This window comes from Pyxidicoccus sp. M15, from assembly GCF_056858435.1.
This window is the reverse complement of sequence record NZ_CM166495.1, coordinates 178,883-201,488: the sequence shown is the minus strand read 5'-3', so window position 1 is coordinate 201,488 and position 22,606 is coordinate 178,883. Positions and strand designations below refer to the sequence as shown.

Sequence of the window (22,606 nt, the reverse complement as noted above, 5' to 3'; positions counted from 1 at the left end):
CTCCAGGACACAGAGGGGAGGTGGGAGGCGAAACGGGACGTGGGTGCGCCTCGCGAGAGGCCAACAGCGTCCCCCTTCCGACAACCACCCCCGGGCGCGGTAACGTAGGCGCCCTTCACGACACAGGTGGGAACCGTCAATGAGTCAGAGCGGAAGCAGTGCAGAGGGTGCGCGCGTGCGGTGGCTGGTGGCGGGAGCCTTCTCCCCCGCTCCCTCCGGCCGGCGCTTCCACATCACCCCCGAGTCCTTCGGCACCGAGCTCGCACGCGTCGCCACCGGCCTGCGCATCACCGTGCCAGACCGCCTCGGCTCCGGTGACACCCGCACTGTCGAGCTGACCTTCGACAAGCTCCGCACCTTCGGCCGCGCCGACCTCATCGCCACCGTCCCCGAGCTGCGCGCCCTCCAGGCCCTCCACGCGGACCTCTCCAACTCCGACCCGCTCCGCCCTCTCTCCGCCGAGGAGGCCTCCTCCCGCATCGCCACCATCACCGGCCCCGGCCGCCTCCCCGACGCCGTCGCCGAGGCCCTCCGCGCCGCCGTGCCGCCCATCCCCACCGTCCCGCCGCCTCCGGAGACGGGCGGCGATGAGCTGGTGGAGGCCCTCCTCAACCGCGCCGACCCGGCCTCCCCCGCCGCCGCGTCCCGCGCCGTGGACGCCTTCCTGCGCGCCATCAACCCCCGCGCCCCGGCCTCCGCGTCCTCCTCGGCTTCGCCTGGCGCCCCCTCGCGCAAGACGGCCAGGGACATCATCGAGGAGGCCCTGCTCGCCACGACCCGCGACATCCTCGCCGCCGAGCCCGTCGCCCGTCTCGAGTCCGGCTGGCGCGGCCTGAAGTGGCTGCTGGACCAGTGCCCGAAGTCCTCCGGCCTCGCCGTGGAGGTGCTCGACGTGGCGCCGCCCGCGCTGCTGGAGTCGCTCCAGGGCGCACTCGCGGGCGAGCCGTTCGACCGCCCCGATGCCGTCTTCATCGTGGACGCGACGGAGGACGTCGGCCTGCTCGGCAAGCTCGCGGCGCTCGGAGAGCGCTCGCAGGTGCCGGTGGTGGCCGCCGTGTCCTCGCGTCTCCTGGGCGTGGCTCCCGAAGAGCTGCCCGTGGCGCTGGAGGAGGAGCGGGAGCAGGTCTCCGAGGCGTGGACGGAGCTGCGCCAGGACGAGTCCTCGCGCTGGCTGTGCGCCGTCCTCAACCGCGTCGTGGTGAACAGCGAGGGACGCGGCGCCGCGCGGCGCACGAGCTTCACCAGCCCCGCGCTCGCCCTGGCGGCGATGCTCGCGGCCAGCTTCCGCGACACCACCGCCTTCGCGCGCATCATGGGCCAGCCCGGCGGCCTGCGCGCTCCGACGACGTGGGAGCTGCCCTCCAGCCGCGACAAGGGCCTGGCCATCCCCACCGAGCTGTTCCTCCCCATCCGCGCGCAGGGGCGCCTGGAGGAGCGGGGCATCCTCGGCCTGGGCAGCGGGCGCAACGCGGACGCGGTGCTGCTGGCCGCCGCGCCCACGGTGTACGGCGGCGGCTACGCGGTGCCGCTGCCCGCGCAGCTGCTCACCGGCCGCATCGTCCGCTTCGCCACCTGGGTGAGAGACCAGCTCCCGCCCGGCTCCGGCAACGAAGAGGTCTCCGCCATCTTCTCCCAGGCCGCCGAGGTCTTCCTCTTCCGCGGCGCCACCGAGAACGGCCAGGTCCGCGCCGAGCTCGTCTCCACCGATGACGGCCGAGGGGTCCACGTCAGCGCCACCGTCCGGCCGGAGCACGCCGGCACGCGGTTCCAGCTCGCCTTCGTGCTGCCGCTGCGAGGATGACCGAGTCGCATCCACAGCCCGTGGTGGACCTGCTCGCGACGTACTTCGTCGGCGGCGCGAGCAGTGCCGAGCTGTCCGACGCGGCGGTCCGCGCGATGGAGGCCGGGCTCGACTCGCCCGCGCTCCGCATGCTGGCGGGGCTGTCCGGCGAGACGAATCCCTGGGAGCTGGAGAGCCTCATCCAGCGCATGCTCCGGGAGCTCGGGCTGCCCATGCCGGACCGCTCCTCGATGGTCCGCATGATGGCGCGCCCGCTCGCCCGCGGGTTCCTCGCGGGCCGAATCACGCCCGATGCGTTCGTCGACGAGCTGTACGCACTGTCACGCCACGACGACCGGGAGGGGCACCACCCGTGGTGCCTGCTCCAGGACGACTGGATGGTCGCGCGCGAGGGAACGGCGGGCGCGGTCGCCGAGGCGACGGCCGCACTCCGCGAGGAAGCCGAACGCCTCGTCGGCCCGCGCAGCTGAGTCAGCCCCCTCCGCGCCCGTGCCGCTTCCGGTACGCGCGCGGCGAGACCCCGAAGGCCCGCGCGAAGCTCGTCGTGAAGTGCGACAGGTCCCCGAAGCCCGCCTCCAGCGCGACCTCGGTGATGGGCGTGCGCGTGGCTCGCAGGAACGTCGCCGCCATTCGCAACCGGGTGGCGATGACCAACTGGCGCGGCGTCTGTCCCGTCATCGCCCGGAAGACGCGCAGGAAGTGGAAGCTGCTCAGGCCCGCGTGCGTGGCCAGCGTGTCGAGGGAACAGTCCTCCGCGCTGTGCGCCTCGACATAGCGCAGCGTCTTCGCGACCCGGCGGGCCTGCGCTGACGTGGGCGCCGTGACGCAGTGGGCTCCGCCCCGGTCCTCCGTCAACGCGACGGAGGCGGCGGTGAGCGCGGCCTCGCGCACTGCCTCCGGCTCGCCCGTGCACAGGGCCCGGTGCGCGAGGACCACCGCATCCGTGGAGGCCGTGGAGGCCGGAATGCTGGCGTGCCCGAAGGCGCGCGTCTCGCGAACCCGGACGCCGAGCGAGCCGCTCACCTCATCGAGAAACGCCTCCGAGTAGTCGAAGACGACGGAGCGGTCCCCTCCGTCATCGACATGTCGGTACGCATACCCGTCAGACACATTCCCGAGCAGCAGCGAGCCCGGGCTCGCGAGCACCTCGCCCCGGCTCGACCGGGCGTGGAAGACCCCCCCGAGGGTGACGCTGATGTGGACGCGGGGGTGCTCACCTTCGGAGACGGTGCTGCGCGCGCCCTTCCCGCAGACGCAATCCCTGGCGCCGAAGGCCTCCTCCTCCAGGAGCGCGTGCATCCCGCACGCCCTGACGGGAAGGCCCGGTACCGCCGCAACATTCCCAAAGTTTCGCGCCACGTCCGGATGCTACTGCAACGAGACACAGGAGGCGTCCGACACATGCTCCAACACGGTTCACGACTGGCACCCTGGCTCACCGCGCTGATGGTGGGCGTACTGCTCACCGGATGCCGCGCATCCTCCCCCCAGACTCCACGCGAAACGCATGCCCCCGAAATCTACGGGGCCGGCCTCTTCACCACCGGCGCGTGGGACTTCTTCATGGCCTTCTCCCCGGACCAGCGGGGCGTGCTCTTCTGCCGCGCCGACGACGGGTTCGTGCAATACGAAATCTACGAGACGCGGCTCGGTGACGACGGGCACTGGTCCACGCCCGTGAAGCCCCGCTTCGCGACCGCGTGGAGCAACGCGGACCCACACATCTCCCCCGACGGCCGGAGCGTGTTCTTCATCTCCAACCGTCCCCACCCGGGGGAGACGGCCGCGCGCGCGACGCACGACATCTGGGTCGCCTCGCTTCAAGCGAACGGCGAGTGGGGCGAGGCCACGCGCCTCCCCGCGCCGGTGAACGACGCGAACACCGACGAGTGGTCCCCCGCCGTGGCCGCCAACGGGAACGTGTACTTCGGCGCCGAGCGCCCCGGGACTCGGGGTGACAGTGACTTGTGGGTCTCCCGCCTCGTGGACGGCGTGTATCAACCTCCGGAGAACCTCGGCGACGCCATCAACACCAGCGGGTCCGAAGTCGAACCGTGGATTGCCCCGGACGAGCGCTACCTCATCTTCAGCGCGCTCCGCCGCGCGGACAGCATCGGCAGCTATGACCTGTTCGTGAGCCGGAGACTTCCGGAGGGTGGCTGGGAGAAGGCCCGGCTGCTCGGTGGCGGCATCAACTCGCCCGCCCGGGACTTCAACCAGAGCGTCTCCCCGGACGGGAAGTGGTTCTACTTCAGCAGCAACCGGCCACATGCCGGAGACGTCGGCACGCGGTTCGACCACCCGAGGAACGACGCCGCACTCGTGGGCATCGGCAAGGGCACGGGTGACATCTACCGCGTGCCCATGAGCGCGCTCGGCCTGTGAGGCGTCACGCCTCGAGGCGCAGCACGTACGCCGTGAGGAACACGGAGGGCAGGTCCATGTCGCCCGCCGGCTCGCGCACGTAGCCACGCTTCATGTACATGCGCGCGACGCCGTCCGCGCCCTTGCGCACGTGGAGGCAAATCGCGTCCATGCCCCACTTGCGCGCCAGGTCCTCGGCCGCGTCGAGCAGTGGCCGCGCCAGCCCGGTGCCGTGGTAGCGCACGGCGGTGGCCAGGCCGCGCAGGTCCGCCGCGTTCGGCAGCCACGCCTCCGAGCCCGGCGCCCCCGGGGGGAACAGGGCCACCGTCCCGGCAATCTCCCCGTCCACCTCCGCCACCAGCACCGAGGCCACCTTCCGGCGCGAGGCCACGTCTCGCAGCTCGCGCTTGCGCTCCTCCGTGTAGACGACGTCCGGCAGCTTCTTCGCGTACTGCGTGATGAAGGCCTCCACCAGCAGCTCGCCTACCGCCGCATCATCCTCGGGCCGCGCCTCGCGGATGACGGCCCGCTCCGCCACGTTCTGGGTCTCCATGCCCCGCGCTCTAACACGCTCCCCGCTCCGCCGCCGCATGCGGGGCGCTAGAGATAGTCGCCGATGAACCAGGGCAGCTGGTCCCCCAGCTTCTGGAGCACCCCGCGCCGCTTCCACCCGCTCCAGTGGATTTCGTACGAGTGGCCCAGGTCCTTCTCGAACGCCGCGGCCAGCCCCGCCGCCAGCCCCGCGTCGTCCACCACCACCGAGCACTCCTCGGAGCTGCCCAGCGCCAGCGGGTCCAGGTTGGTGGAGCCGATGACGGACAGCGAGTCGTCCACGAGCATCGTCTTGGAGTGCATCATCGACAGCTCGTACTCCCAGATGCGCACGCCCCCCTCGAGCAGCCGCGCATACGTGGCCCGCTGCGCCGCGTGCACCGGGGCGATGTCGTGGTGCCGCCCGGGCACCAGCACCCGCACGTCCACGCCCTGCTTCACCTTCTCGATGAGCATGTCGCTGATGGCCTCGGAGGGGATGAAGTACGAGTTCGCAATCCACAGCCGCCGCCGCGCCGAGGCGATGGTGAGCAGCGTCATCCGACGCGCGTCGGACATGAAGCGGTTGTTGGTGCTGGCCACGAAGCCCGCGCGGGCCTCGCCCACGTACAGCCCCGAGGGGAAGTCACTGGCCGGCAGGAAGTCTCCGCCCGCCTCCTGCCAGTTCTGCGCGAAGGCCACCTGCATCTCGCGCACGGCGGGGCCCTCCACGCGCACGGCGATGTCACGCCACGAGTCCGGCCCGTCCGCGTCCCCGAGCCAGCTCTTCCAGATGCCCCAGCCGCCGGTGAGCCCCACCTCGCCGTCGCGCACCACCAGCTTGCGGTGCATGCGCGCCTTGATGCGCTTCGCGTCGAGCGAGGAGATGGCCCCCTGGATGGGCCGGAAGATGCGCACCTCGCAGCCGGCCCTGGCGAGCGTGGGCGACACGGACTCGAAGCTGACGCTGCCCAGCGGGTCCACGAGCACGCGACAGGCGACGCCGGGCTGGCGCTCCTGGATGGCGCGCACCAGTCGGTCCGACGGCTCCCCCGGGCGCCAGATGTAGCTGGCGATGTGGATGCTGGTACGGGCGGCGCGAATCTCCCGCTCGATGGCGTCGAAGATGTGGCCGTTCTCTATCAACTCCACGCGGTGGCCCGGCTCCAGCGCCACGCCGAGCGACTGGTAGAACGCGAGCGAGCGGGTCTCTGCGTCGCCCTCCGGCAGCGCGCGCAGGCGCAGGTCATGACGGTGGTTGGGGTATGGGCACCCGGTGACGAGCAACGCACCGAGCACGAGCCAGGCCAGCTTCACCGTCGGAAGCTAATGGCGCAGAGGCACGAGCGCACCTGCCCTCCATCACGCGCCGGTCGGATGACGGCGTTCAGCCGATGACATCCGGACACTTCGACACTGTGTGCTGGAGGGCCAGAAGGCCGCGGGAGGGTGGAAGCAGAAGCGGGGCGTGCGCACCGTTGTCCCCCACCGTGCTCCAGGCCGGAGGACGTGTGGCCCGTGTATGCCCATGTCTTCTTCCGTGTCCCTGATGTTGCTCGGGTGCCTGCTGGCGCCCCTGGCCCACGCGGCCTCCGATGCGCCACTGCGACAGCGCCCCTTCACCCTCGCGGCCTCGAAGCCGGAGGAGGAAGCAGACGTCGCCGAGGAACCGCACACGGCCGAGGCCCGGGCCATCCAGGAGTCTCGCGAAGCACCGGCTCCGGAGGCACCGGCTCCAGCGGACTGCTCGACAGGTCCCTCTTCGTGTGAAGCACCCATCCCGGCGGCGCACAACACCGGCGCGCCAGCGGAAGCACCGCCCCCCGTCCCGGTGAGCGCGACGCCGGAGCCCGCGTCTTCCGGCCAGGGCGGCACGCGGCTGCCCGGCATGAGCGGCGTGCCCGCGCAGTCGCACGGGGAGGACGTGCCGCTGTCCACCGAGGCCTGGGTGGCGCACGGTGGGTTGACGCTGCTGCCGCTCGGAGGCATCTGGGCCGCGAGTCGCGTGGGGGGAGACACGCGGCTGACCGCCACCGCATCGGAGACCGCGGCGGGCATGCTCCTGGGCTCGGTGCCGGCCCGGCTCCTCTTCTTCCGGCCCGCCACGCCGAGCGGTGGACGCTGGACGGAGTTGGAGGTGACGGCGTTCGGAGCGGGGCTGGTGCTGACGCCGCCGCTGGCCGCGCTCGGCACGTGGGGGCTGGGCGAGCTGGCCTTCGGTGGAAGCAGGGACCGGGGCGACGCGTACCTCGGCGCGCTGGGAGGCGCGGCGGCGGGCGCGCTGCTGGGCGTGGCCGTCCACGGCGTGTTGATGAAGCTGGCCGGGCCGAGCGCCCGCTTGAAGACCGAGCGTCAGCTCATCTCACTGGGCATCATCGGCGCGGGAGCGACGCTGGGCTACCAGTGGGCCGGCGGCGGCCCGCGCCCGTAGCCGTCCGGTACGCGCACCGAAGCGTCCGAGGCCCCTTTCGCTCCACGCGGAAGGGGCCTCTTCGCATGTTGCGGTTCACATGCGCCAGAAGCGGCGCACCCGCGCGTCGGTCAGCTCGGCCTGCGCGAAGCGGAGCAGCAGTTGCTGGGCCATGGGCTCGGGGGCGCGCAGCTGCGCGAGCATGGCGCGCACCTCGAACTTGCGCGTCAGGGCCAGCAGGGCCTCGCGCTCGGGCATGGTGAGGCCGGGGTGCCAGCAGTCGACGATGAGCACCACGCGGCGCTGCTGGCTGCGGTTCCACGTCTCGTGCTCGAACGAGTCATGGAAGGCGAGCACGCGGCCCTCCTCCCAGTGACGCGACTCGGTGCCGACGCGGATGCCGCAGTCCTCCGGAATCCGCAGGCCCAGGTGCAGGCGCATGCGGAAGCCGTCCCAGCTGCAGTGGGGCGTCAGCGTGGTGCCCGGCGCGTGCGAGGAGAAGAGCACGTCCGCCAGGGGGAAGGCCGTGCACTCGCCGTCCAGCGACTGCACGGCGGCGGCGGTCTCCTCCATCTCCAGGCCGGGGAAGAAGAGGCGGTCCAGGCGCTCACCGGCGAAGAAGACGGGGTGCACGGACCAGCGGCCCGTGCCGACGATGCCGGAGTCGTAGTGCAGCAGGTCGGCGTTCTCCAGGCGCGCGAGGTCCTTCTCCACGGCGGCGCGGCAGCCTTCGAGCGCGGTGGCGGCGGGGAGGGGAAGCTCGCGCCAGGGCCGCTCCTCCAGGCCGGGGAGCGGCGGGAAGATGGTGGGCGCCTGGCCCGGCATCGGCGGAGGCAGGGGCGCCTGGCCCGCCAGCATGCGGAAGTACTCCGCCAGGCGGGCCAGCTCGGGGCCGGCGCGCTGGACGGTGTCGACGAACCCGCCCTGCGTGGCCAGCTCGACGATTTTCTGGCGCACCTGCGCGGTGAGCTGCTGGGTGGACTCGTCGGACATGGCGGCTCCTTGGAAGGAAGCCATAGCGCGTCCCCGCTGGGAGCGTCCAGGTCATGGGGCGCGTGAAGGCGTGCCTCCGTCCAACCATCCCGGCGGAATGGAAGGCGAAGGCTCTCCCCAGGTAGAGCCCACGGGTGGCGTCAGCGCCGGCCCGCCTGCGTCGGCGGGCTCGCCCGCATCAGGAATCACCACACCTGACCGTGCGACAGGTTCACCATCGAAGACGCGCCGGAGGATGCGTCCGTCCGCACGGATGGCGTATTCCACGCCCGAGTCCAGGGGGAGCGCCCTGGGGTCGCAAGCCGCCAGGTCCACATCAATCCGGACAAAGATGAGGTCCTCCCTGCGGATGACCCGGTAACGGTGCGCTGTCCGCCTTTGCCAACACGCTCCCTCCTGGATGTCCGAGGGGAGGAAGTCGTCCGCGGCAATCCTGATGGCTCGCAGGGTCACCCCATCCAGCTCGGAGATGACGGGGGACTCGCCCACTTTCTGTGCGAACCGCTCGAAGAACTCGGGAAAGACAATCGACCGGTCCTCTTCCAGCACCGCCACGCGAGGCGCCGGGTTCCTGGGGCACCCCACGGCGAACAGCGCCACGACGAAGAGCCACCTCTTCATGGTGCACCCCCGAAGCAGGGCGCCGTGGCGGGCTCGACGTAGAAGTCCGTTGCGTCCTCGTTCCACACCACCCGCCCCGTCTGCTCACAGCTCCACTGGCCTCGTGTCTGGCTCCAGCTCATGAGCTGCCCCGTCACGGGAACGTACTGATGGAATCCATCGCAGGTCGGCTTCGCCGCATCATGGGAGAAGAACGCGACGATGGAGAGTCGGACAGCGCCCTTCCGGCTCTGGAACTCGAAGCCATGCATGGCTCCCTCCGCGACGATGAACCGGATGTCCCCCTTCGACAGGGTGCTGCCGTAGGGGTGGTTGTGAAGGGCGTACACATACTTGATGTCGGCGGCGGGATGGTGCGCATCCTCGACCTCTGATGGAAGCACGCAGGTCTTGCTCCGCTGCAGCGGATCAACCTCGGACTGGTCCGTCAGCTTGCTCACCCGGTATTGGCCGTCGGGCGTGTAGTAGACCCAGGCACAGTATTCACTGGAGACCCGCCAGAACGTGCCGGACTCCTGGTGGCCCAGGCGTCCCGCGCTCGAACGCGGCTTCGAGAGAATCTTCGAGCACGCCGCGAGCAGCGCATCCGCGTAGGAATCGAATGGCCCGAGCATCGGCCCCGGCAGCTTTTCGAGGAAGGGCTGCCCGGGACCAGGCCTGACGATATCGGGGTCCACGGTTCGAGGTGTCGAGCACCCCAGAGCGGCCAGAGGACAGCAGCGCTTCCAGGCGGCCGGCATGGAGCCAGTCTAGCAACGGGCCTCCTACTCCGTCCGCATCGCCTCCACGGGGTCCAGCTTCGCCGCGCGCGCGGCGGGGTAGATGCCGAAGGCCAGCCCCACGCCGCAGCTCATCGCGAGTGACAGCGCCACCGCCCAGAAGGGCACCTCCGTGGGCAGCCGCATCACCCACCTCGCCAGGTGCGCCAGCCCCACGCCCATCGCCACGCCGAGCACCCCGCCCGTCAGCGACAGCACCACCGCCTCCGTGGCGAACTGCGCGAGGATGCGCCGCTTCTTCGCGCCCAGCGCCTTGCGGATGCCAATCTCCCGCGTCCGCTCCGTCACGGCCACCAGCATGATGTTCAGGATGCCGATGCCGCCCACCAGCAGCGACAGCAGGCACACGCCGAAGCTCGCCACCGAGATGACCTGCGAGATGTTGTTGAACATCTCCGTGGCGCTCTCGTTGGAGAACACGAAGAAGTCATCCTCCTCCATCGGCTTCAGCCCGTGGCGCCGCCGCATCAGCAGCGTCACCTCGTCCTGCGCGCGCTGCACCACCTCCGCCGAATGCGCCTGGATGCTCACCCGGAAGTCCCGCACGCCGAACAACTGGCGGAACACCGTCAGCGGCATCATCACGTTGTTGTCCTGGCTGCCTCCGCCCAGGAAGCCGCCCTTGCGCTTGAGCGTCCCAATCACCAGGAAGCTGCGCCCCTGCATGCGGAGGGTCTGCCCCAGCGGATCCAGGCCGGGAAACAGCGTGTCCGCCAGGTCCTGGCCAATCACCACCACGCGCCGCTGGTCCAGGAACTCCGTGTCCGTGAAGGCCCGTCCGGAGTGGAGGGACACCGAGTTCGTCTGGAAGTACTCCGGCGTGCCCGCCCAGACGCTCACGTTCGGTCGCGACTCGCGCAGCGACGTGGACACCTTGAACCCGCCCTTCGAGTCCTCCCCCGCCGCCGTCAGCACCGACGGCAGCTCACGGATGGCCTCCAGGTCCGCGTCGGTGAACCGCGGCCGCTTCGCCAGCTGCGCCGGGGTGAGCTGACCGCCGAAGGGCAGCCGCTGCACCTGGAAGCAGTTGGTGCCCAGCTCGGACAGGCTCTCGTTCACCTGGTTCCGCAGTCCCTCGATGAGCCCCATCATCGCCACCACCGTGGTGGCTCCGATGACGATGCCCAGGAGCGTCAGGAAGGAGCGCAGCGGATTCGAGACGAACGTCCCGAATGCCAGCCGCAGGGTGTCCCAGATTGCGTTCATCGCCGCCCTCTCCCGTCACTCGTGGCGGAGCGCTTCCACCGGGTCCAGGTTCGCCGCCCGCGCCGCCGGCCAGATGCCGAACAGCAACCCCACCGTGGCCGCGAAGCCCACGCCGAACACCACCGTGAGCGGCTGCACCGCCGCCGCCAGCGGCGTAATCATGGACACCGTGTACGCCAGCCCCAGCCCCGCCAGCGTGCCAATGGTGCCACCCAGCGCGGACACGCTCGAGGCCTCCATCAGGAACTGGAGGATGATGGTGCGCTTGCGCGCGCCCAGCGCCCGCCGCACGCCAATCTCCCGCGTCCGCTCGCGCACCGACACCAGCATGATGTTCATGATGCCGATGCCGCCCACCAGCAGCGTGATGAAGCCCACGCCCGTGGCCGCGCCGTAGAGCGCGCCGGTGAGCTGCTTGTACATGTTGGCCAGCTGCTCCGGCCGGTTGATGGCGAAGTCGTCACCCAGCTCCGGAGGCGTGTTGCGCTCACGGCGCAGCACGGGGGTAATCGCGTCCTGCACGTCGAGCACGTGCTCCGGCGAGTCCACCGCCACCGCGATGTTGGGCGACTGCCGCTTGCCGAAGTGCGAGAGGAAGGTGCGGTAGGGCACCATCACCACCAGGTCCTGGTTCTCCCCGAGGATGGTGCCCTTGGCCTCCAGCGTCCCCACCACGCGGTAGGGCTTGCCCTCCAGGAGGATGCGGTGGCCGATGGGGTTGATGCTGGGGAAGAGCGCGCGCACGACCTCCGCGCCGATGACGGCCACCGAGGAGCGCTGGTCCAGGTCCGCGTCGGTGAGGAAGCGCCCGCTGTCCACGACGAAGGAGGACACGGTGGAGTAGTCCGGCGTGGTGCCGACAATCGTCACCGCGGCCATCTTCCGGTCCATGAAGCGGCCCTCCACGCGGTCGAAGTAGATGGGCGCGGCGGCGAGCACGTGCTCGGACGCGGCGAGGATGGGGCCCACCAGGTCCGCGGACAGGTCCTTGCGGTTGCGGTACTCCCACCAGTTGCCGCCCATGGTCCAGGGGAACTTGGAGACCTGCAGCGTGTTGGCGCCAATCTGCGAGAGCTGGTCGTCGAAGGAGCGGTTGATGCCCTGGATGATGCCGACGATGGCCAGCAGCGTGCACACGCCCACGCCGATTCCCACCGTCGTCAGCACCGTCCGCAGGCGGTTGGAACGGAGCGAGAACAGGGCAATCCGCCCGCCCTCCCACACATCGACCCGGAAGCTCACGTGTTGACCTCTCCGCCGGTGCACCGTTGCGCCCCGAGCACAAACCCCCGGCGGGCACCCTGGCTACGCGCCAGCGAACGAGTGATTGCACGCGGCATTCCCCAGGGCAAATGCCCCGGGTCCGGATCCTGTTCACACGGAGGAGGATTCCCGGGGTAGGCCCTCCGGCCCCTGGCGTCCGGCCACCTTCCGCCACACGGCCGTCACCCGGCCCACCGGCGCTCCAGGGATGTCCGGCCCCGGGACTCAGCGTCCGGCCACCTTCCGCCACGCGGCCGCCAGCGCCGCCGCCGCCCGGTCCACCTGCTCGCCGGAGGTGTCGGGCCCCAGGGACAGGCGCACCGCGCCCAGGGCCTCGGGCTCGGACAGGCCCATGGCGCGCAGCACCGGCGAGGCGGACTCGCCGCCCTCGTGGCAGGCCGAGCCGGTGGACGCCGCCACCTCCGGCGCCGCCGCCAGCACGTCACTGCCCCGCACACCCGGGAAGCGCACGTTGAGGGTGTTGGGCAGCCGCTCGGTGGGATGGCCGTTCAGCGCCAGCCCGGGCACCTCCGCGAGCAGCCGCTCCCACAGCCGCTCGCGCAGCGCCACCTGCGCCGCGGTGCCCCGCGCCAGCCGGACGCGGGCCAGCTCACACGCGGTGCCCAGGGCCACGGCGTAGGGCACGTTCTCCGTCCCCGGCCGGAGGCCCCGCTCCTGGCCGCCGCCGAGCACGAAGGGCCGCAGCGGCGTGCCCGGCCGCACGTACAGCGCGCCCACGCCCTTGGGGGCGCGCAGCTTGTGGCCCACCAGCGTCAGCAGGTCCACGCCGAGCGCCTCCACGTCCACCGGCACCTTGCCCACCGACTGCGCCGCATCCGTGTGCACGGTGGCGCCGTGTCGGTGGGCCAGGGCGGCGACCTCGGCCACCGGCTGGAGGACCCCCGTCTCGTTGTTGGCGTGCATCAGCGTCACCAGCGCGGTGTCCGCGCCCGCCGCTTCCAGGGCGCGCGCCGCGTCCTCCACGCGCACGCGCCCGTCCGCGTCCACCGGCAGCCACGTCACGCGCAAGCCCCGCCACTCCAGCGTGTCGCAGGGCAGCTTCGTGGCGGGGTGCTCAATCACGGAGGTGAGGACGTGCCGCCGCTCCGCGCGGGCCTCGGTGGTGCCGCGGATGGCGAGGTTGTTGGCCTCGGTGCCGCCGGAGGTGAAGAGGAGGTCCCCGGGCTTCGCGCCGATGAGGGCCGCCACCTTCGCGCGGGCATCCTCCAGCGCGGCGCGGGCCCGGCGTCCGTAGGGGTGCCCGCTGGAGGGGTTGCCGAACTCCTCGCGAAGGTACGGCAGCATCGCGTCCACCACCTCCGCGTCGATGGGAGTGGTGGCGTTGTGGTCCAGGTACAGCGGGCGCTCGGGAGGGCTCATACGCCCCGCAGGATGGCGGAAGGACGGTGGCCGTGTCTCCCTGCAGCGACCCGAGGACGAGCACTTCGTCGGGAGGAAACGCTTTGCGCCTCGCCGAAGGTGACTGCCGGTGGACCGGAGCGGAGGGGACGCTCCGGTCCACCGGGCAGGCGGGGCGCGGCGTGAGGCGCCACCGGAGGCTCAGGGGAGCACGGAGACGGAGTCTCCCTGGATGCGGACCTCGAGCTTCGCCTCGTTGGAGTGGGCGGTGCCCTCCTCGATGATGTCCTGCTCGTCCACGCCCACGCGGAGCGTGTACGTGCCGTCGGTGAGGTCGGTGATGTCAATCCACTGGCAGGGGATGTCCGCGAGGTAGATGTCCGACCAGCCGGGGGAGATGCTCATCCGCGCGGAGGCGAGGAGGAAGGGCGCGGCGTCCGAGCACTGGCGGTGGTAGTCCACCAGGTAGAAGCCCTGCTTGCGGCCCTCGACGACGTCGTTGCCTTGCGCGTCGCGCAGCGCGTACCCCGCGAAGTTCGTCAGGTGGTCGTGCCCGTGGCACGCGTCGTAGACGTAGAGGTCCGGCTGCTCGTCCACGTTGGGCACGCTGGCGAGCGCGCTGCCCAGGTTGACGATGGAGGTGCTGAAGCGCAGCAGGCGGCGCTCACCGCCGGCCGCCACGCAGCCCTCCTGCACCTCGCACGCATCCGCCGCGAAGGTGCGCCGCTCCACGTACAGCGAGCGCGCCAGCACGTCCGCGTCCACGGTGAGGTCCGGCTTGCCGTTCTCCGGGTCCAGCTGGAGGCCACACGCCGACACCGCGGGCAGGTGCGGCGGTGCCGTGGGCGCGGCGGGCACCGCGCCACCGCCGAAGACGGCCACGCGTCCGGCGGGGCCCGCGACGAGGCCAGCCGGCGGGGCCGCGCCCACCACCAGGTCATCGAAGCCGTCCTGCTCCAGGTCGCCCGGTGCCAGCACGGCGAAGCGGTGGAAGCCCTCGTACCCGGAGGGAAGGCTGTCCGCGCGAGGCCAGGCCCACACGGGCTTCAGCTCGGCGGAGACCCCCTCCGCCGGGGAGAAGAAGTAGAGCTTGCCGTCCGAGCCCATCACGAAGTCGTTGCGCTGGCCGTCTCCGTCCATGTCCCCCACCGACACGGTGGCCGAGACCAGGCCGAGATTCGAGAAGACCGGGTCCGCCATCGCCGACCAGATGGGCGTGGCTGCGTAAGCCCCCTGCGCCTGCGCGTCCGACAGGTGGAGGTTCATCGAGCCACCGCCCGGGCTCTGGAAGCGCTCCGGCTGCCCGTCGCCGTTCATGTCGGACAGGAGGGACATGGTCCGGGACACCACGAACCAGGTGGGCCCCGTCGAGAGGGAGCCATCACACGCGTACGTGCTGTCCGCCTTGCACCCGAGGAAGAGGCCGTAGGTGTCCCCGCTGATGAGGATGAGGTCCGCCGCGCCGTCGCCGCTGAGGTCGCCCGCGCGCCGCACGCTGGAGGAGAAGAGGTTGCGCGTGCGGGTCTGCAGGGTGAAGGGCCCCGTCTCCGCACCGGGCGTGGCGCGGAACACGGACACCAGGGTCTGCCGCAGACTCACCACATCGTCGAGCCCGTCCCCGTTGACGTCCGCGAGCACGGCGTTGTTGTAGACACCGCCGCCCGGCACCACGAACAGCGGCTCCGCGAAGACCTGTGACAGGTCCGCCCGGCCCTTGAAGACGAGCGCGCCGTACTGGCCGGAGACGAGCACGTCCGCGTATGCGTCCCCATCCACGTTGCCGGTGGACACCACCATCTGGTTGCCCCGGGTGGCCGAGCTGGTGTTGCGCCAGTTCATCACCGTGGTGAGGGCCTGCTTCGTGAAGTACGGCGCCTCGCCGGCGAAGATGGACAGGCGGCCCGGGTCTCTCGTGGTGGTGAGGCACGGCGGCGCGGCGACCACCAGGTCCTTCTGGCCGTCGCCATTCAGGTCCCCCAGCGCGACGGAGCGGCCGAAGCAGCCCGTCGTGTAGCCGGGGTCGAACTTCACCTCCCACCGGGGCACCTCGGAGAGCACGGGGCCCGCATCCCCGGGCCCCGCGTCAGGCTCACCGGCGTCGGGCTCGCCAGCGTCGGGCTCACCGGCATCCGGCGCACCGGCGTCGGGCTCACCGGCATCCGGCGTGCCGGCGTCATCGGGGATGCCGGCATCCGTTCCGGCGTCGGGAGTGGGCTCGTCGGGGTCATCCGGGCAGCCACTGAGCGCCACCGCCAGGAACGAAGAGAGGATGAGTGTCCGAAAAGGTCGCATGGAAGCTGTCCTCGAGAGTCGTGGGGAGGACGTCGCACGAAGCCCGGCCGTGCTGGTACGACGTGTGCGGCAAGTTACGCGCACGAGAGACTGTCCCTTCCAGATGCTTGCCGTATGACAGGCATCCGCTCGCACCAAAGCCTTTCGTGCGACATGCGCCGCGGTCACTCGTACGCCGGGCCCGTCATACCCCGGCTGCGAGGGTGAAGAACCGCACAGGCTGGAGGCAGCAACCAGGCAGTCGGACAGCCGGGGTGATTGGCCTCGGCCGGGAGCATCCCCACCTTTGCTCCCGGCGCCCGTGTCCCGGGCGTCCCTCGCGCCACATGGCTCCGTCCGCCGCCACAGCCTCCGCCGACGCCCTGTCCGCCGCGCTCCCCGCGTTCACCCGCGCACAGAAGGTCTTCACGATGCTGGGGGCGCTGCTCGGCCTCCTGCTCGCCGCGTTGGATCAGACGATTGTCGCGACGGCGGGGCCGTCCATCCAGGCGGACCTGCACATCCCCGCGTCGCTCTACGCGTGGCTCACCACGTCATACATGGTGGCGTCCACGATGATGGTGCCGGTGTGGGGGAAGCTGTCGGATTTGCTGGGCCGGCGCGCGGTGCTGGCGGTGGGCATCCTCATCTTCCTCGCAGGCAGCTTCCTGTGCGGGGTGGCCCGGTCCACGGTGGCGCTCATCGTCTTCCGCGCGGTGCAGGGGCTGGGCAGCGCGGCGCTCTTCACCGCGGCGCTGGCGGTGGTGGCGGACCTCTTCGAGCCTCGCGAGCGCGGGAAGTACCAGGGCCTCTTCGGCGCGGTGTTCGGCCTGTCCAGCGTGGTGGGCCCGCTGGTGGGCGGCTTCATCACCGACCACTTCGGCTGGCACTGGGTGTTCTTCATCAACCTGCCGGTGGGCGTGGTGGCGCTGGCGCTCGTGCTGCTGCGCATGCCGAAGCTGCGGCCTCCGGGCGTGGCGCGCGGAGGGCTGGACCTGCCCGGCGCAGTCTCGCTCGCGCTGGCGGTGGTGCCGCTGCTGCTGGCACTGAGCCTGGGGCAGGGTGATGGCGGCGACCAGGCATGGAGCTCGTGGCGGGTGCTGGGCCTGTTCGCGCTGGCCGTGGTGGGGACGGCGCTGTTCCTCTGGGTGGAGACGCGCGCGAAGGAGCCGCTGCTCGACCTGAAGCTGTTCCGCCTGAGGGCCTTCAGCACGGCGAACGTGGCGGTGTTCATCATCGGCGCGGCGTTCCTGTCGGGCGTCGTCTTCCTGCCCCTGTTCATGGTGAACGTGGTGGGGCTGTCGGCGACGCGCTCGGGGCTGACCATCATGCCGCTGACGCTGGGGGTGGTGGCGGGCAACGTGCTCAGCGGGCAGCTGGTGGCGAAGCTGGGACGGTACAAGGTGCTGCTGCTCGGCTCGCTCGGGCTGCTGATGGTGGGCTTCGCGGTGATGGGCTTCACGCTGACGCCCGAGTCCACCCAGGCCGAGGTGACGGCGAAGATGGTGCTGGTGGGCCTGGGCCTGGGGCCGTCGATTCCGCTCTACACGATGGCCATCCAGAACGCGGTGCCTCCGCAGCGCATCGGCGTGGCCACGTCGGCGGCGACGTTCTTCCGGCAGCTCGGGATGACGCTGGGCGTGGCGCTGCTGGGCACGGTGTTCGCGGCCACGCTGTCACGCGAGCTGGGCACGCGTCTGCCCGAGGCGACGGCGGGACTGCCGGAGTCCGTGCGGGCCCAGGTCGCGGTGACGGTTCCAGGCGCGAGCAATGAGGGCAACGCCCCCACAGAGGGCTTCCAGGGCGAGGCCGTGAAGGCACGCCTGCGCACGGAGTTCGACGCCGAACGCCGCCGGGTGGGCGCGGAGGAGCGCGCACGGGTGGATGCGGAGGAGGCCCGCGCGCTGGAGTCGGTGGACCGGGCCCACCAGGCGGTGAAGGAGTCCTTCACGCGCGGCGTGTCGGCGGTGTACCGCGTCGCCATCCTCATCGCGCTGCTGACGTTCCTGGTGACGCTCTTCCTGCCGGAGCAGCCCTTGCGGCGGGGACGCGGGCCCGCGCCTGCGGCAGGGGAGTGACTCAGGCGGCGGTGAGCGCCTGGGAGCCGGCGGCGGCCTCGAGCGAGTAGATGCGCACGGGCATCCCCACACCCTTGAGCGCGTGCTGGCCCAGGTCGCGCGTGCCGCCCCGGAAGTTCGAGACGAAGGCCTCGGACAGGAGCACGGTCTCATTGAGCGCGGCGCACAGCCCGCCGATGCGGCTGGCGAGATTCACCGCCGGGCCGATGACGGTGAAGTCCAGCCGGTCCGACGCGCCGATGTTGCCGTACATGACGTCGCCCACGTGGAGCGCGGCGCCGAACTCATAGGCGGGCAGGCCCTTGCGGCGACGCTCGGCGTTGTCTCGGGTGCTGGCGGCCATGGCCTCGCGAATGGTGCGCGCGGCGGCCTCGCAGCGCTCCTCCACCGGCGAGTCCGCGTCGATGCGGAAGATGGCGAGCACCGCGTCGCCCATGAACTTGAGCACCTCCGCGCCGTGCGCGTGGAAGGCGCCCACCATGGTCTCGAAGTACGCGTTGAGCAGCTCCAGCACCATGTCGCGCGGGAGCGCGTCCGACAGTGCGGTGAAGCTGCGCAAGTCACTCAGGCAGATGACAGCGGAGGTCGTCTCGCCGTCGCCGCGGCGAATCTGCCCCTGGAGGATGCGCCGGCCCGTGTCGCGGCCCAGGTACGTGTCCAGCAGCACGCCCGTCATGTCCTTGCGCGCGAGGACTTCCAGCACGAGCGTCAGCAGCGGGTGCAACCCGTGGAGCAGCGCGAGGTGCGCGTCCGTGAAGCCGCCGGGCACGGAGGTGGCCCAGGAGACGGCGTGCCGCGCGCCGTCGCTGAAGCACACCGGCAGCGCGAGGTAGTCGGTGAGGCCATCCGCGCGCAGCTCGGCGAACATCGGGAAGTCGTCCGGCGCGGGCGGTTCCTCCAGGCGGCGGTGGATGCCGGGCGAGCCGTCGAGCAGCGACTTGAAGGGACTGAGCGCGAAGCCGGGCAGGTGCTGGAGGCCGTGCGGGTGCATGTCCGTGGTGGCCCGCTGTCCGGGGCGCCAACGGTGGCTGCGGGCATGCAGCAGCGGGTGCAGGGTGAAGAGGGAAATGGAGGCGCGGGCCACCGGGACGCCCTGCGCGAGCAGGCGCTGGCAGAGGCCCTCGAGCAGCGAGGCCGGGCTGTCCACGCTCCGCGCTTCCGACACGAGCCATCCCGCGACGTCCGGGCCCGTCAGGGCCTGCTGTCCGCGCATCATCCGCGAGTCTCCGGCATTCACTGTCACGGTGGCCCCTGCCCGACGGGAGCCGCCGCCAGAACCGCGTCATTGTTCCACCGAACCCACCCGGGCGCGAGCGATGCGGGCCGGCGCATAGGGGCCAGGCAGGCAGGGGCATTCCAGGTCGTACGGAAGTTCAGGGAAAACGGCGAGTAGAACCGCCACGCAAGGCACTTGCAGCTCGTCAAAGCTCGGAGAACAGATCCACCGCTGCCTGGGCGAGGAGCTCCCGGTCTGCCTGTTCGAGGCTGGAGGCATTGGCCATGACGTCCTGTACACCCGGCGCGGTGTCGCTCCAGAAGAGGTTCCTCAGCCTGTCCCGGAGCAGGCGGCCTTCCGGACCAGCCTGCTCCAACGAGGCTTTCACGGACTCCGGGCCGATGAGCTTCACGTACGCGAAGATGTCGAAGCAGTCCTTGGTCGCGGAGGGCCGATGCTCGCGCTTGGCCCGTTCCTTCATGGCGAGAAAGCCCACGGCGTCCGGCAGCAGGATGCTCAAGGGAGTGCCTCCCACAGTCAGGGACACTCGCTGACTCCGGCGGACCGCCAACGAGGCATCCGGAAGCGGCGTCATGGGAGTCGGAAGCTGCGACCGATCGACGTCCGCGGGCGCAAAAAGGTCGAGGTGCATCTCCCCGCCTTGCAGCATCTTTGACCAGCGGAAGTCCCGCGTCCTCCGCGAGTAGCCCCTCAGCTTGAGAACCTCGGGCAGACGCTCCGCCATGAACTCAGTGCCATCCAGGTCGAAGAGCAGGTCCGGCTCGAAGGAGAACCCCCGGTCGACCTCCGTACCCGTGTCCGTCTTGATGGCGATGACCCCTGGACCTCCACGCCGAAGTGACTCCAATGCGAGCACCTGACCGCCGATGAGCACGGCCTTCGACGAGAGGTCTGCCAAGTGGAGCAACAGCTCGCCCAGCTCGCGGAGGATCTCCTCGAACTTCTCTGCATCCGTCATGGGGCCTCGGCCGATATCGGAAGCTCCCGAGCAAAGCGCTGGACCAGCTCTTCCGACTGCTCCGCGCCCCGGCCACCGATGCGCTGGAAGTCCACGGCCAACTGGGGGAGCGCCACACCGGGTCCATGAGGCAGCTGCCGTGGGGCGTAGTAGATGCCGCCAGCTTCAGTTTCGGCGGCGACCTCCGCACGAAGCACCCAGAAGTTGTGCGGTGTCATGCGCCGCAATCCGAATGCGGCAATGGCCGCATCAATGGAGCCCGCGAGGTACAGACCGTGCGGAAGCCCCGACACGAACCGCTCCTCGGGTAGCAATGCACTAGCCAGCGTGTAGATGCATTGAACTCCCTGAGACTTCAGTGCCGAGTACCCCTTGAGGAGTGATTCAGGCTCGGTGGAGCGGGCATTGAAACCGTCCACGGTGATGGCGGTCTTCTCGCCGCTCCGCAGCCAGGCTCGCAGCAGGCCCACCGGGTCGCGGAGCCGGAACCCGGCCCTCCTGTTCACATGCTCGACATACCCATCCAGGACGAGCCTGTGGACCACTCCGTGTGCATAGGCGTAGCTGGTCTGCGTCTGCTCCGAAAGCGCGCGGACCGTCCTGGCGTCCCCTGGAGACTGAAGAAGGACTCGGACAACCCTGGCACCCTTGCCATGGAAGAGGGGCTCGCGAGGACGCCGCTTCGACGGCTCGTGCCCCTGAACCTTGATGAAGGTGCTGCCGGCGCGGAGAAAGAACGTCCCCCGCTGGTCGAGCAAGGCGACATCCTCGCGCTCACAGGCCTCGATTACCTGGGATGACGCGGAGTCCGTGACGATCATCGGCACCCGAAACGCCGGCAGGAGCCGAGCCGTCCCACCGCTCAGCCGCAGCTTCTCGTCCGCGGCGATAAGCCGCTCACGAACCAACCGCACATCCGTCGGGAACAAGGGCGCGCGATAGGCCATCACCACCGGCACGCGGACCTGGGGCAGCCGGACCTCGGCGATGTCGTAGACGGACTGCCCCCCCGGTCCGGGTCGGGGAACCATGAAGGTGTCCTGAAGAAGCAGCTCTACGCCACGTGGCAGCGAAAAGCCGGTTCTCAAGAAAATCTCGCGAAGATCGGCGGCTTCTGAGTTCATCTAATTATGTCGATACTAACGATTCAGCGGACAAAAAGGGGGGTTTTTGTCCGCCGCCCCCTGAGTATCGACATAATTAATACTCCACGCGTGGAACTCAGTGCGCCGAGGCCTTCGGCGGCACGGCCGCGGGTGCACCAGAGGGCGGCGCGGGCGGCTCCGGGCGCAGGAGCGTGCCCGGCATCTCCGCGAGCGCGTACGTCAGCCACGCCACGGCGGCGGTGCTGCGCGCCAGGTCCTGCGGGTCCACCTTGTCCAGCGTGTCCGCCATGGTGTGGTGCACGTCGAAGTAGCGGCTGCTGTCCACCTCCACGCCGAAGAAGGGCACTCGCGCGGGGAGCAGGGGGCTGATGTCCGCGCCACCCGCCTCGCGCGCGGAGAAGTTGGACGCGCCCAGCGCCACCAGCGGCTTCAGCCACGGGCGCACCAGGTCCTGGCCCCCCGCGCCCGCGCGCAGGCTGACGCCCATGGGCCGGCCTCCGCCGGAGTCCATCTCCATCGCGCCCACATGCTTGGGCAGCTCCGCGGCGTGGGCCTCCGCATACGCGCGCCCGCCGCGCAGGCCGTTCTCCTCGTTCATGAAGAGCACCACGCGCACGGTGCGGCTCGGCGCCTTGGGCAGCTTCGCGATGAGGCGCGCGGCCTCCATCACCATCACCACGCCGGCGCCGTCGTCATGCGCGCCGGTGCCCACGTCCCACGAGTCCAGGTGCGCGCCGATGAGCACGATTTCCTGCGGCTTCTCGCGGCCGCGAATCTCGGCGATGACGTTGGAGGAATCCGCGTCGGGCAGCTCGGAGCAGCCGAGCACCACCTTCACCCGCACCGGCCCGCCAGCGAGCATGCGGTGGAGCATGTCCGCGTCCTCGGTGGTGATGGAGGCGGCGGGGATGCTCGGCTCGCCGTCCTCGAAGCGCGTGGAGCCGGTGTGCGGCGTGCGCAGCGACGCGGTGGCCAGCGAGCGCACCAGCGCGCCCACGGCGCCGGCCTTCGCGGCGACGGCGGGCCCACGGCCTCGCAGCCCGGCGAAGCGGCCGTAGTCGGCGGCCACGGACATGCTGTGGTTGAAGAAGACAATCTTCCCCTTCACGGAGCTACCGAGCGCGGCCAGCGCGTCGAGCGACGTCACCTCCACCACCTCGGCGGTGAGGCCGCCGGGGGCGGTGGGCGGGCTGCCGCCCAGGGCGAGCAGCGTGAGCGGGTGTCCGCGCGTGCGCTCCGAGGCGAGCACCTCGCCGCGCTCCTCGCCGCGCACCCAGCGCGGCACCTTGACGGGCTCGGTCCACACCTTGACGCCGTCTTCCTTGAAGCTGCGCACGGCCCACTGCACGGCGGCCTCGGCGGCCTCGGTGCCGGACAGCCGCGGGCCGATGCCGTCGGTGAGCTCCGCGAGGCGCGCGTAGGCATGGCCTTCCGTGAGCGCGGGGCCGATGAGCTGGTCGGCGGTGGCCTGCGAGTACACGGGCGCGGCGGGCTTCTTGATGAAGGCGGCCGGGGGCCGCGTGGGAGGCGGGAGGGTGGGCTTCGCGGCAACGGCCGGCGCGGCGCCCGAGAGGAGCTGGAGCGCGAGGGAGGCAGGCAGGACGAAGGAAGCGACTGGCAAGAGGACCT

The 22,606-nt window shown here is 70.8% G+C and carries 19 protein-coding genes; 5 read left to right on the top strand and 14 right to left on the bottom strand.

Going from position 1 to position 22,606, the window contains the following annotated elements; genetic code table 11:
* Nucleotides 1-139 precede the first annotated feature (139 nt).
* Both ACX9TP_RS00780 and ACX9TP_RS00775 read left to right on the top strand, forming a co-directional pair.
* Nucleotides 140-1,801 carry a type VI secretion system contractile sheath domain-containing protein gene (locus tag ACX9TP_RS00780; protein WP_482977764.1) on the top strand — a complete coding sequence of 554 codons (1,662 nt, stop codon included), beginning with the start codon at nucleotides 140-142 and terminating at the stop codon, nucleotides 1,799-1,801.
* On the top strand, nucleotides 1,798-2,271 hold the full coding sequence (locus ACX9TP_RS00775; RefSeq protein WP_482977763.1) for a hypothetical protein: 474 nt from the start codon (nucleotides 1,798-1,800) through the stop codon (nucleotides 2,269-2,271). The genes ACX9TP_RS00780 and ACX9TP_RS00775 overlap by 4 nt, the downstream gene beginning before the upstream one ends.
* 1 nt (nucleotide 2,272) lies before the next feature.
* Here the strand turns inward: ACX9TP_RS00775 and ACX9TP_RS00770 are convergent, their stop codons facing one another.
* Nucleotides 2,273-3,100 (bottom strand): helix-turn-helix domain-containing protein, encoded by an 828-nt coding sequence (locus tag ACX9TP_RS00770; protein ID WP_482977762.1) that lies wholly within the window; start codon nucleotides 3,098-3,100, stop codon nucleotides 2,273-2,275.
* Nucleotides 3,101-3,202: 102 nt separating this feature from the next.
* Between ACX9TP_RS00770 and ACX9TP_RS00765 the strand changes: the two genes are divergently transcribed.
* Nucleotides 3,203-4,186 (top strand): TolB family protein, encoded by a 984-nt coding sequence (locus ACX9TP_RS00765; RefSeq protein WP_482977761.1) that lies wholly within the window; start codon nucleotides 3,203-3,205, stop codon nucleotides 4,184-4,186.
* Between the two features lie 4 nt (nucleotides 4,187-4,190).
* On the opposite strand, the gene ACX9TP_RS00760 is transcribed toward ACX9TP_RS00765, so the two are convergent.
* Both ACX9TP_RS00760 and ACX9TP_RS00755 read right to left on the bottom strand, forming a co-directional pair.
* The gene (locus ACX9TP_RS00760) at nucleotides 4,191-4,718 is read right to left on the bottom strand and encodes a GNAT family N-acetyltransferase (protein ID WP_482977760.1); all 528 of its coding nucleotides are present in this window, start codon (nucleotides 4,716-4,718) and stop codon (nucleotides 4,191-4,193) included.
* A gap of 47 nt (nucleotides 4,719-4,765) precedes the next feature.
* Nucleotides 4,766-6,013: a phospholipase D-like domain-containing protein gene (locus ACX9TP_RS00755; RefSeq protein ID WP_482977759.1), complete on the bottom strand. Its 1,248-nt coding sequence runs from the start codon at nucleotides 6,011-6,013 to the stop codon at nucleotides 4,766-4,768.
* Between the two features lie 205 nt (nucleotides 6,014-6,218).
* Between ACX9TP_RS00755 and ACX9TP_RS00750 the strand changes: the two genes are divergently transcribed.
* The gene (locus ACX9TP_RS00750) at nucleotides 6,219-7,127 is read left to right on the top strand and encodes a hypothetical protein (RefSeq protein ID WP_482977758.1); all 909 of its coding nucleotides are present in this window, start codon (nucleotides 6,219-6,221) and stop codon (nucleotides 7,125-7,127) included.
* A gap of 75 nt (nucleotides 7,128-7,202) precedes the next feature.
* Here the strand turns inward: ACX9TP_RS00750 and ACX9TP_RS00745 are convergent, their stop codons facing one another.
* From ACX9TP_RS00745 to ACX9TP_RS00715, 7 genes are all read right to left on the bottom strand, one after another.
* The gene (locus ACX9TP_RS00745; RefSeq protein ID WP_482977757.1) at nucleotides 7,203-8,099 is read right to left on the bottom strand and encodes an aspartyl/asparaginyl beta-hydroxylase domain-containing protein; all 897 of its coding nucleotides are present in this window, start codon (nucleotides 8,097-8,099) and stop codon (nucleotides 7,203-7,205) included.
* A 51-nt stretch (nucleotides 8,100-8,150) separates the two neighbouring features.
* Complete coding sequence (locus tag ACX9TP_RS00740) at nucleotides 8,151-8,720, bottom strand: hypothetical protein (protein WP_482977756.1); 570 nt, start codon at nucleotides 8,718-8,720, stop codon at nucleotides 8,151-8,153.
* A complete protein-coding gene (locus ACX9TP_RS00735) occupies nucleotides 8,717-9,334 on the bottom strand; it encodes a hypothetical protein (protein ID WP_482977755.1) in 618 nt (205 codons plus the stop codon). The genes ACX9TP_RS00740 and ACX9TP_RS00735 overlap by 4 nt, the downstream gene beginning before the upstream one ends.
* Before the next feature lie 150 nt (nucleotides 9,335-9,484).
* Entirely contained in the window at nucleotides 9,485-10,705 is a 1,221-nt protein-coding gene (locus ACX9TP_RS00730; protein WP_482977754.1) for an ABC transporter permease, read from the bottom strand.
* A 15-nt stretch (nucleotides 10,706-10,720) separates the two neighbouring features.
* The gene (locus tag ACX9TP_RS00725) at nucleotides 10,721-11,947 is read right to left on the bottom strand and encodes an ABC transporter permease (RefSeq protein ID WP_482977753.1); all 1,227 of its coding nucleotides are present in this window, start codon (nucleotides 11,945-11,947) and stop codon (nucleotides 10,721-10,723) included.
* A gap of 246 nt (nucleotides 11,948-12,193) precedes the next feature.
* The gene (locus ACX9TP_RS00720; RefSeq protein WP_482977752.1) at nucleotides 12,194-13,348 is read right to left on the bottom strand and encodes a cysteine desulfurase family protein; all 1,155 of its coding nucleotides are present in this window, start codon (nucleotides 13,346-13,348) and stop codon (nucleotides 12,194-12,196) included.
* Between the two features lie 180 nt (nucleotides 13,349-13,528).
* Nucleotides 13,529-15,619, bottom strand: a complete 2,091-nt coding sequence (locus ACX9TP_RS00715; RefSeq protein ID WP_482977751.1) for a lysyl oxidase family protein — start codon at nucleotides 15,617-15,619, stop codon at nucleotides 13,529-13,531.
* Nucleotides 15,620-15,945: 326 nt separating this feature from the next.
* Between ACX9TP_RS00715 and ACX9TP_RS00710 the strand changes: the two genes are divergently transcribed.
* Nucleotides 15,946-17,676 (top strand): MDR family MFS transporter, encoded by a 1,731-nt coding sequence (locus ACX9TP_RS00710; protein ID WP_482977750.1) that lies wholly within the window; start codon nucleotides 15,946-15,948, stop codon nucleotides 17,674-17,676.
* A 1-nt stretch (nucleotide 17,677) separates the two neighbouring features.
* On the opposite strand, the gene ACX9TP_RS00705 is transcribed toward ACX9TP_RS00710, so the two are convergent.
* The 4 genes from ACX9TP_RS00705 to ACX9TP_RS00690 form a co-directional block, all read right to left on the bottom strand.
* A complete protein-coding gene (locus tag ACX9TP_RS00705; RefSeq protein ID WP_482977749.1) occupies nucleotides 17,678-18,892 on the bottom strand; it encodes an adenylate/guanylate cyclase domain-containing protein in 1,215 nt (404 codons plus the stop codon).
* 205 nt (nucleotides 18,893-19,097) lie between these two features.
* Nucleotides 19,098-19,871: a hypothetical protein gene (locus tag ACX9TP_RS00700; protein ID WP_482977748.1), complete on the bottom strand. Its 774-nt coding sequence runs from the start codon at nucleotides 19,869-19,871 to the stop codon at nucleotides 19,098-19,100.
* Nucleotides 19,868-20,995: a hypothetical protein gene (locus tag ACX9TP_RS00695; RefSeq protein ID WP_482977747.1), complete on the bottom strand. Its 1,128-nt coding sequence runs from the start codon at nucleotides 20,993-20,995 to the stop codon at nucleotides 19,868-19,870. The genes ACX9TP_RS00700 and ACX9TP_RS00695 overlap by 4 nt, the downstream gene beginning before the upstream one ends.
* A 97-nt stretch (nucleotides 20,996-21,092) precedes the next feature.
* Nucleotides 21,093-22,598 carry a M20/M25/M40 family metallo-hydrolase gene (locus ACX9TP_RS00690; protein ID WP_482977746.1) on the bottom strand — a complete coding sequence of 502 codons (1,506 nt, stop codon included), beginning with the start codon at nucleotides 22,596-22,598 and terminating at the stop codon, nucleotides 21,093-21,095.
* Nucleotides 22,599-22,606 lie beyond the last annotated feature (8 nt).

Coding starts and splice junctions, on each gene's coding strand:
- ACX9TP_RS00695 (WP_482977747.1), bottom strand. CDS start 20,995: ATGAACTCAGAAGCCGCCGATCTTCGCGAGATTTTCTTGAGAACCGGC.
- ACX9TP_RS00750 (WP_482977758.1), top strand. CDS start 6,219: ATGCCCATGTCTTCTTCCGTGTCCCTGATGTTGCTCGGGTGCCTGCTG.
- ACX9TP_RS00705 (WP_482977749.1), bottom strand. CDS start 18,892: ATGATGCGCGGACAGCAGGCCCTGACGGGCCCGGACGTCGCGGGATGG.
- ACX9TP_RS00765 (WP_482977761.1), top strand. CDS start 3,203: ATGCTCCAACACGGTTCACGACTGGCACCCTGGCTCACCGCGCTGATG.
- ACX9TP_RS00745 (WP_482977757.1), bottom strand. CDS start 8,099: ATGTCCGACGAGTCCACCCAGCAGCTCACCGCGCAGGTGCGCCAGAAA.
- ACX9TP_RS00760 (WP_482977760.1), bottom strand. CDS start 4,718: ATGGAGACCCAGAACGTGGCGGAGCGGGCCGTCATCCGCGAGGCGCGG.
- ACX9TP_RS00730 (WP_482977754.1), bottom strand. CDS start 10,705: ATGAACGCAATCTGGGACACCCTGCGGCTGGCATTCGGGACGTTCGTC.
- ACX9TP_RS00735 (WP_482977755.1), bottom strand. CDS start 9,334: ATGCTCGGGCCATTCGATTCCTACGCGGATGCGCTGCTCGCGGCGTGC.
- ACX9TP_RS00770 (WP_482977762.1), bottom strand. CDS start 3,100: ATGCACGCGCTCCTGGAGGAGGAGGCCTTCGGCGCCAGGGATTGCGTC.
- ACX9TP_RS00775 (WP_482977763.1), top strand. CDS start 1,798: ATGACCGAGTCGCATCCACAGCCCGTGGTGGACCTGCTCGCGACGTAC.
- ACX9TP_RS00710 (WP_482977750.1), top strand. CDS start 15,946: ATGGCTCCGTCCGCCGCCACAGCCTCCGCCGACGCCCTGTCCGCCGCG.
- ACX9TP_RS00700 (WP_482977748.1), bottom strand. CDS start 19,871: ATGACGGATGCAGAGAAGTTCGAGGAGATCCTCCGCGAGCTGGGCGAG.
- ACX9TP_RS00720 (WP_482977752.1), bottom strand. CDS start 13,348: ATGAGCCCTCCCGAGCGCCCGCTGTACCTGGACCACAACGCCACCACT.
- ACX9TP_RS00715 (WP_482977751.1), bottom strand. CDS start 15,619: ATGCGACCTTTTCGGACACTCATCCTCTCTTCGTTCCTGGCGGTGGCG.
- ACX9TP_RS00780 (WP_482977764.1), top strand. CDS start 140: ATGAGTCAGAGCGGAAGCAGTGCAGAGGGTGCGCGCGTGCGGTGGCTG.
- ACX9TP_RS00740 (WP_482977756.1), bottom strand. CDS start 8,720: ATGAAGAGGTGGCTCTTCGTCGTGGCGCTGTTCGCCGTGGGGTGCCCC.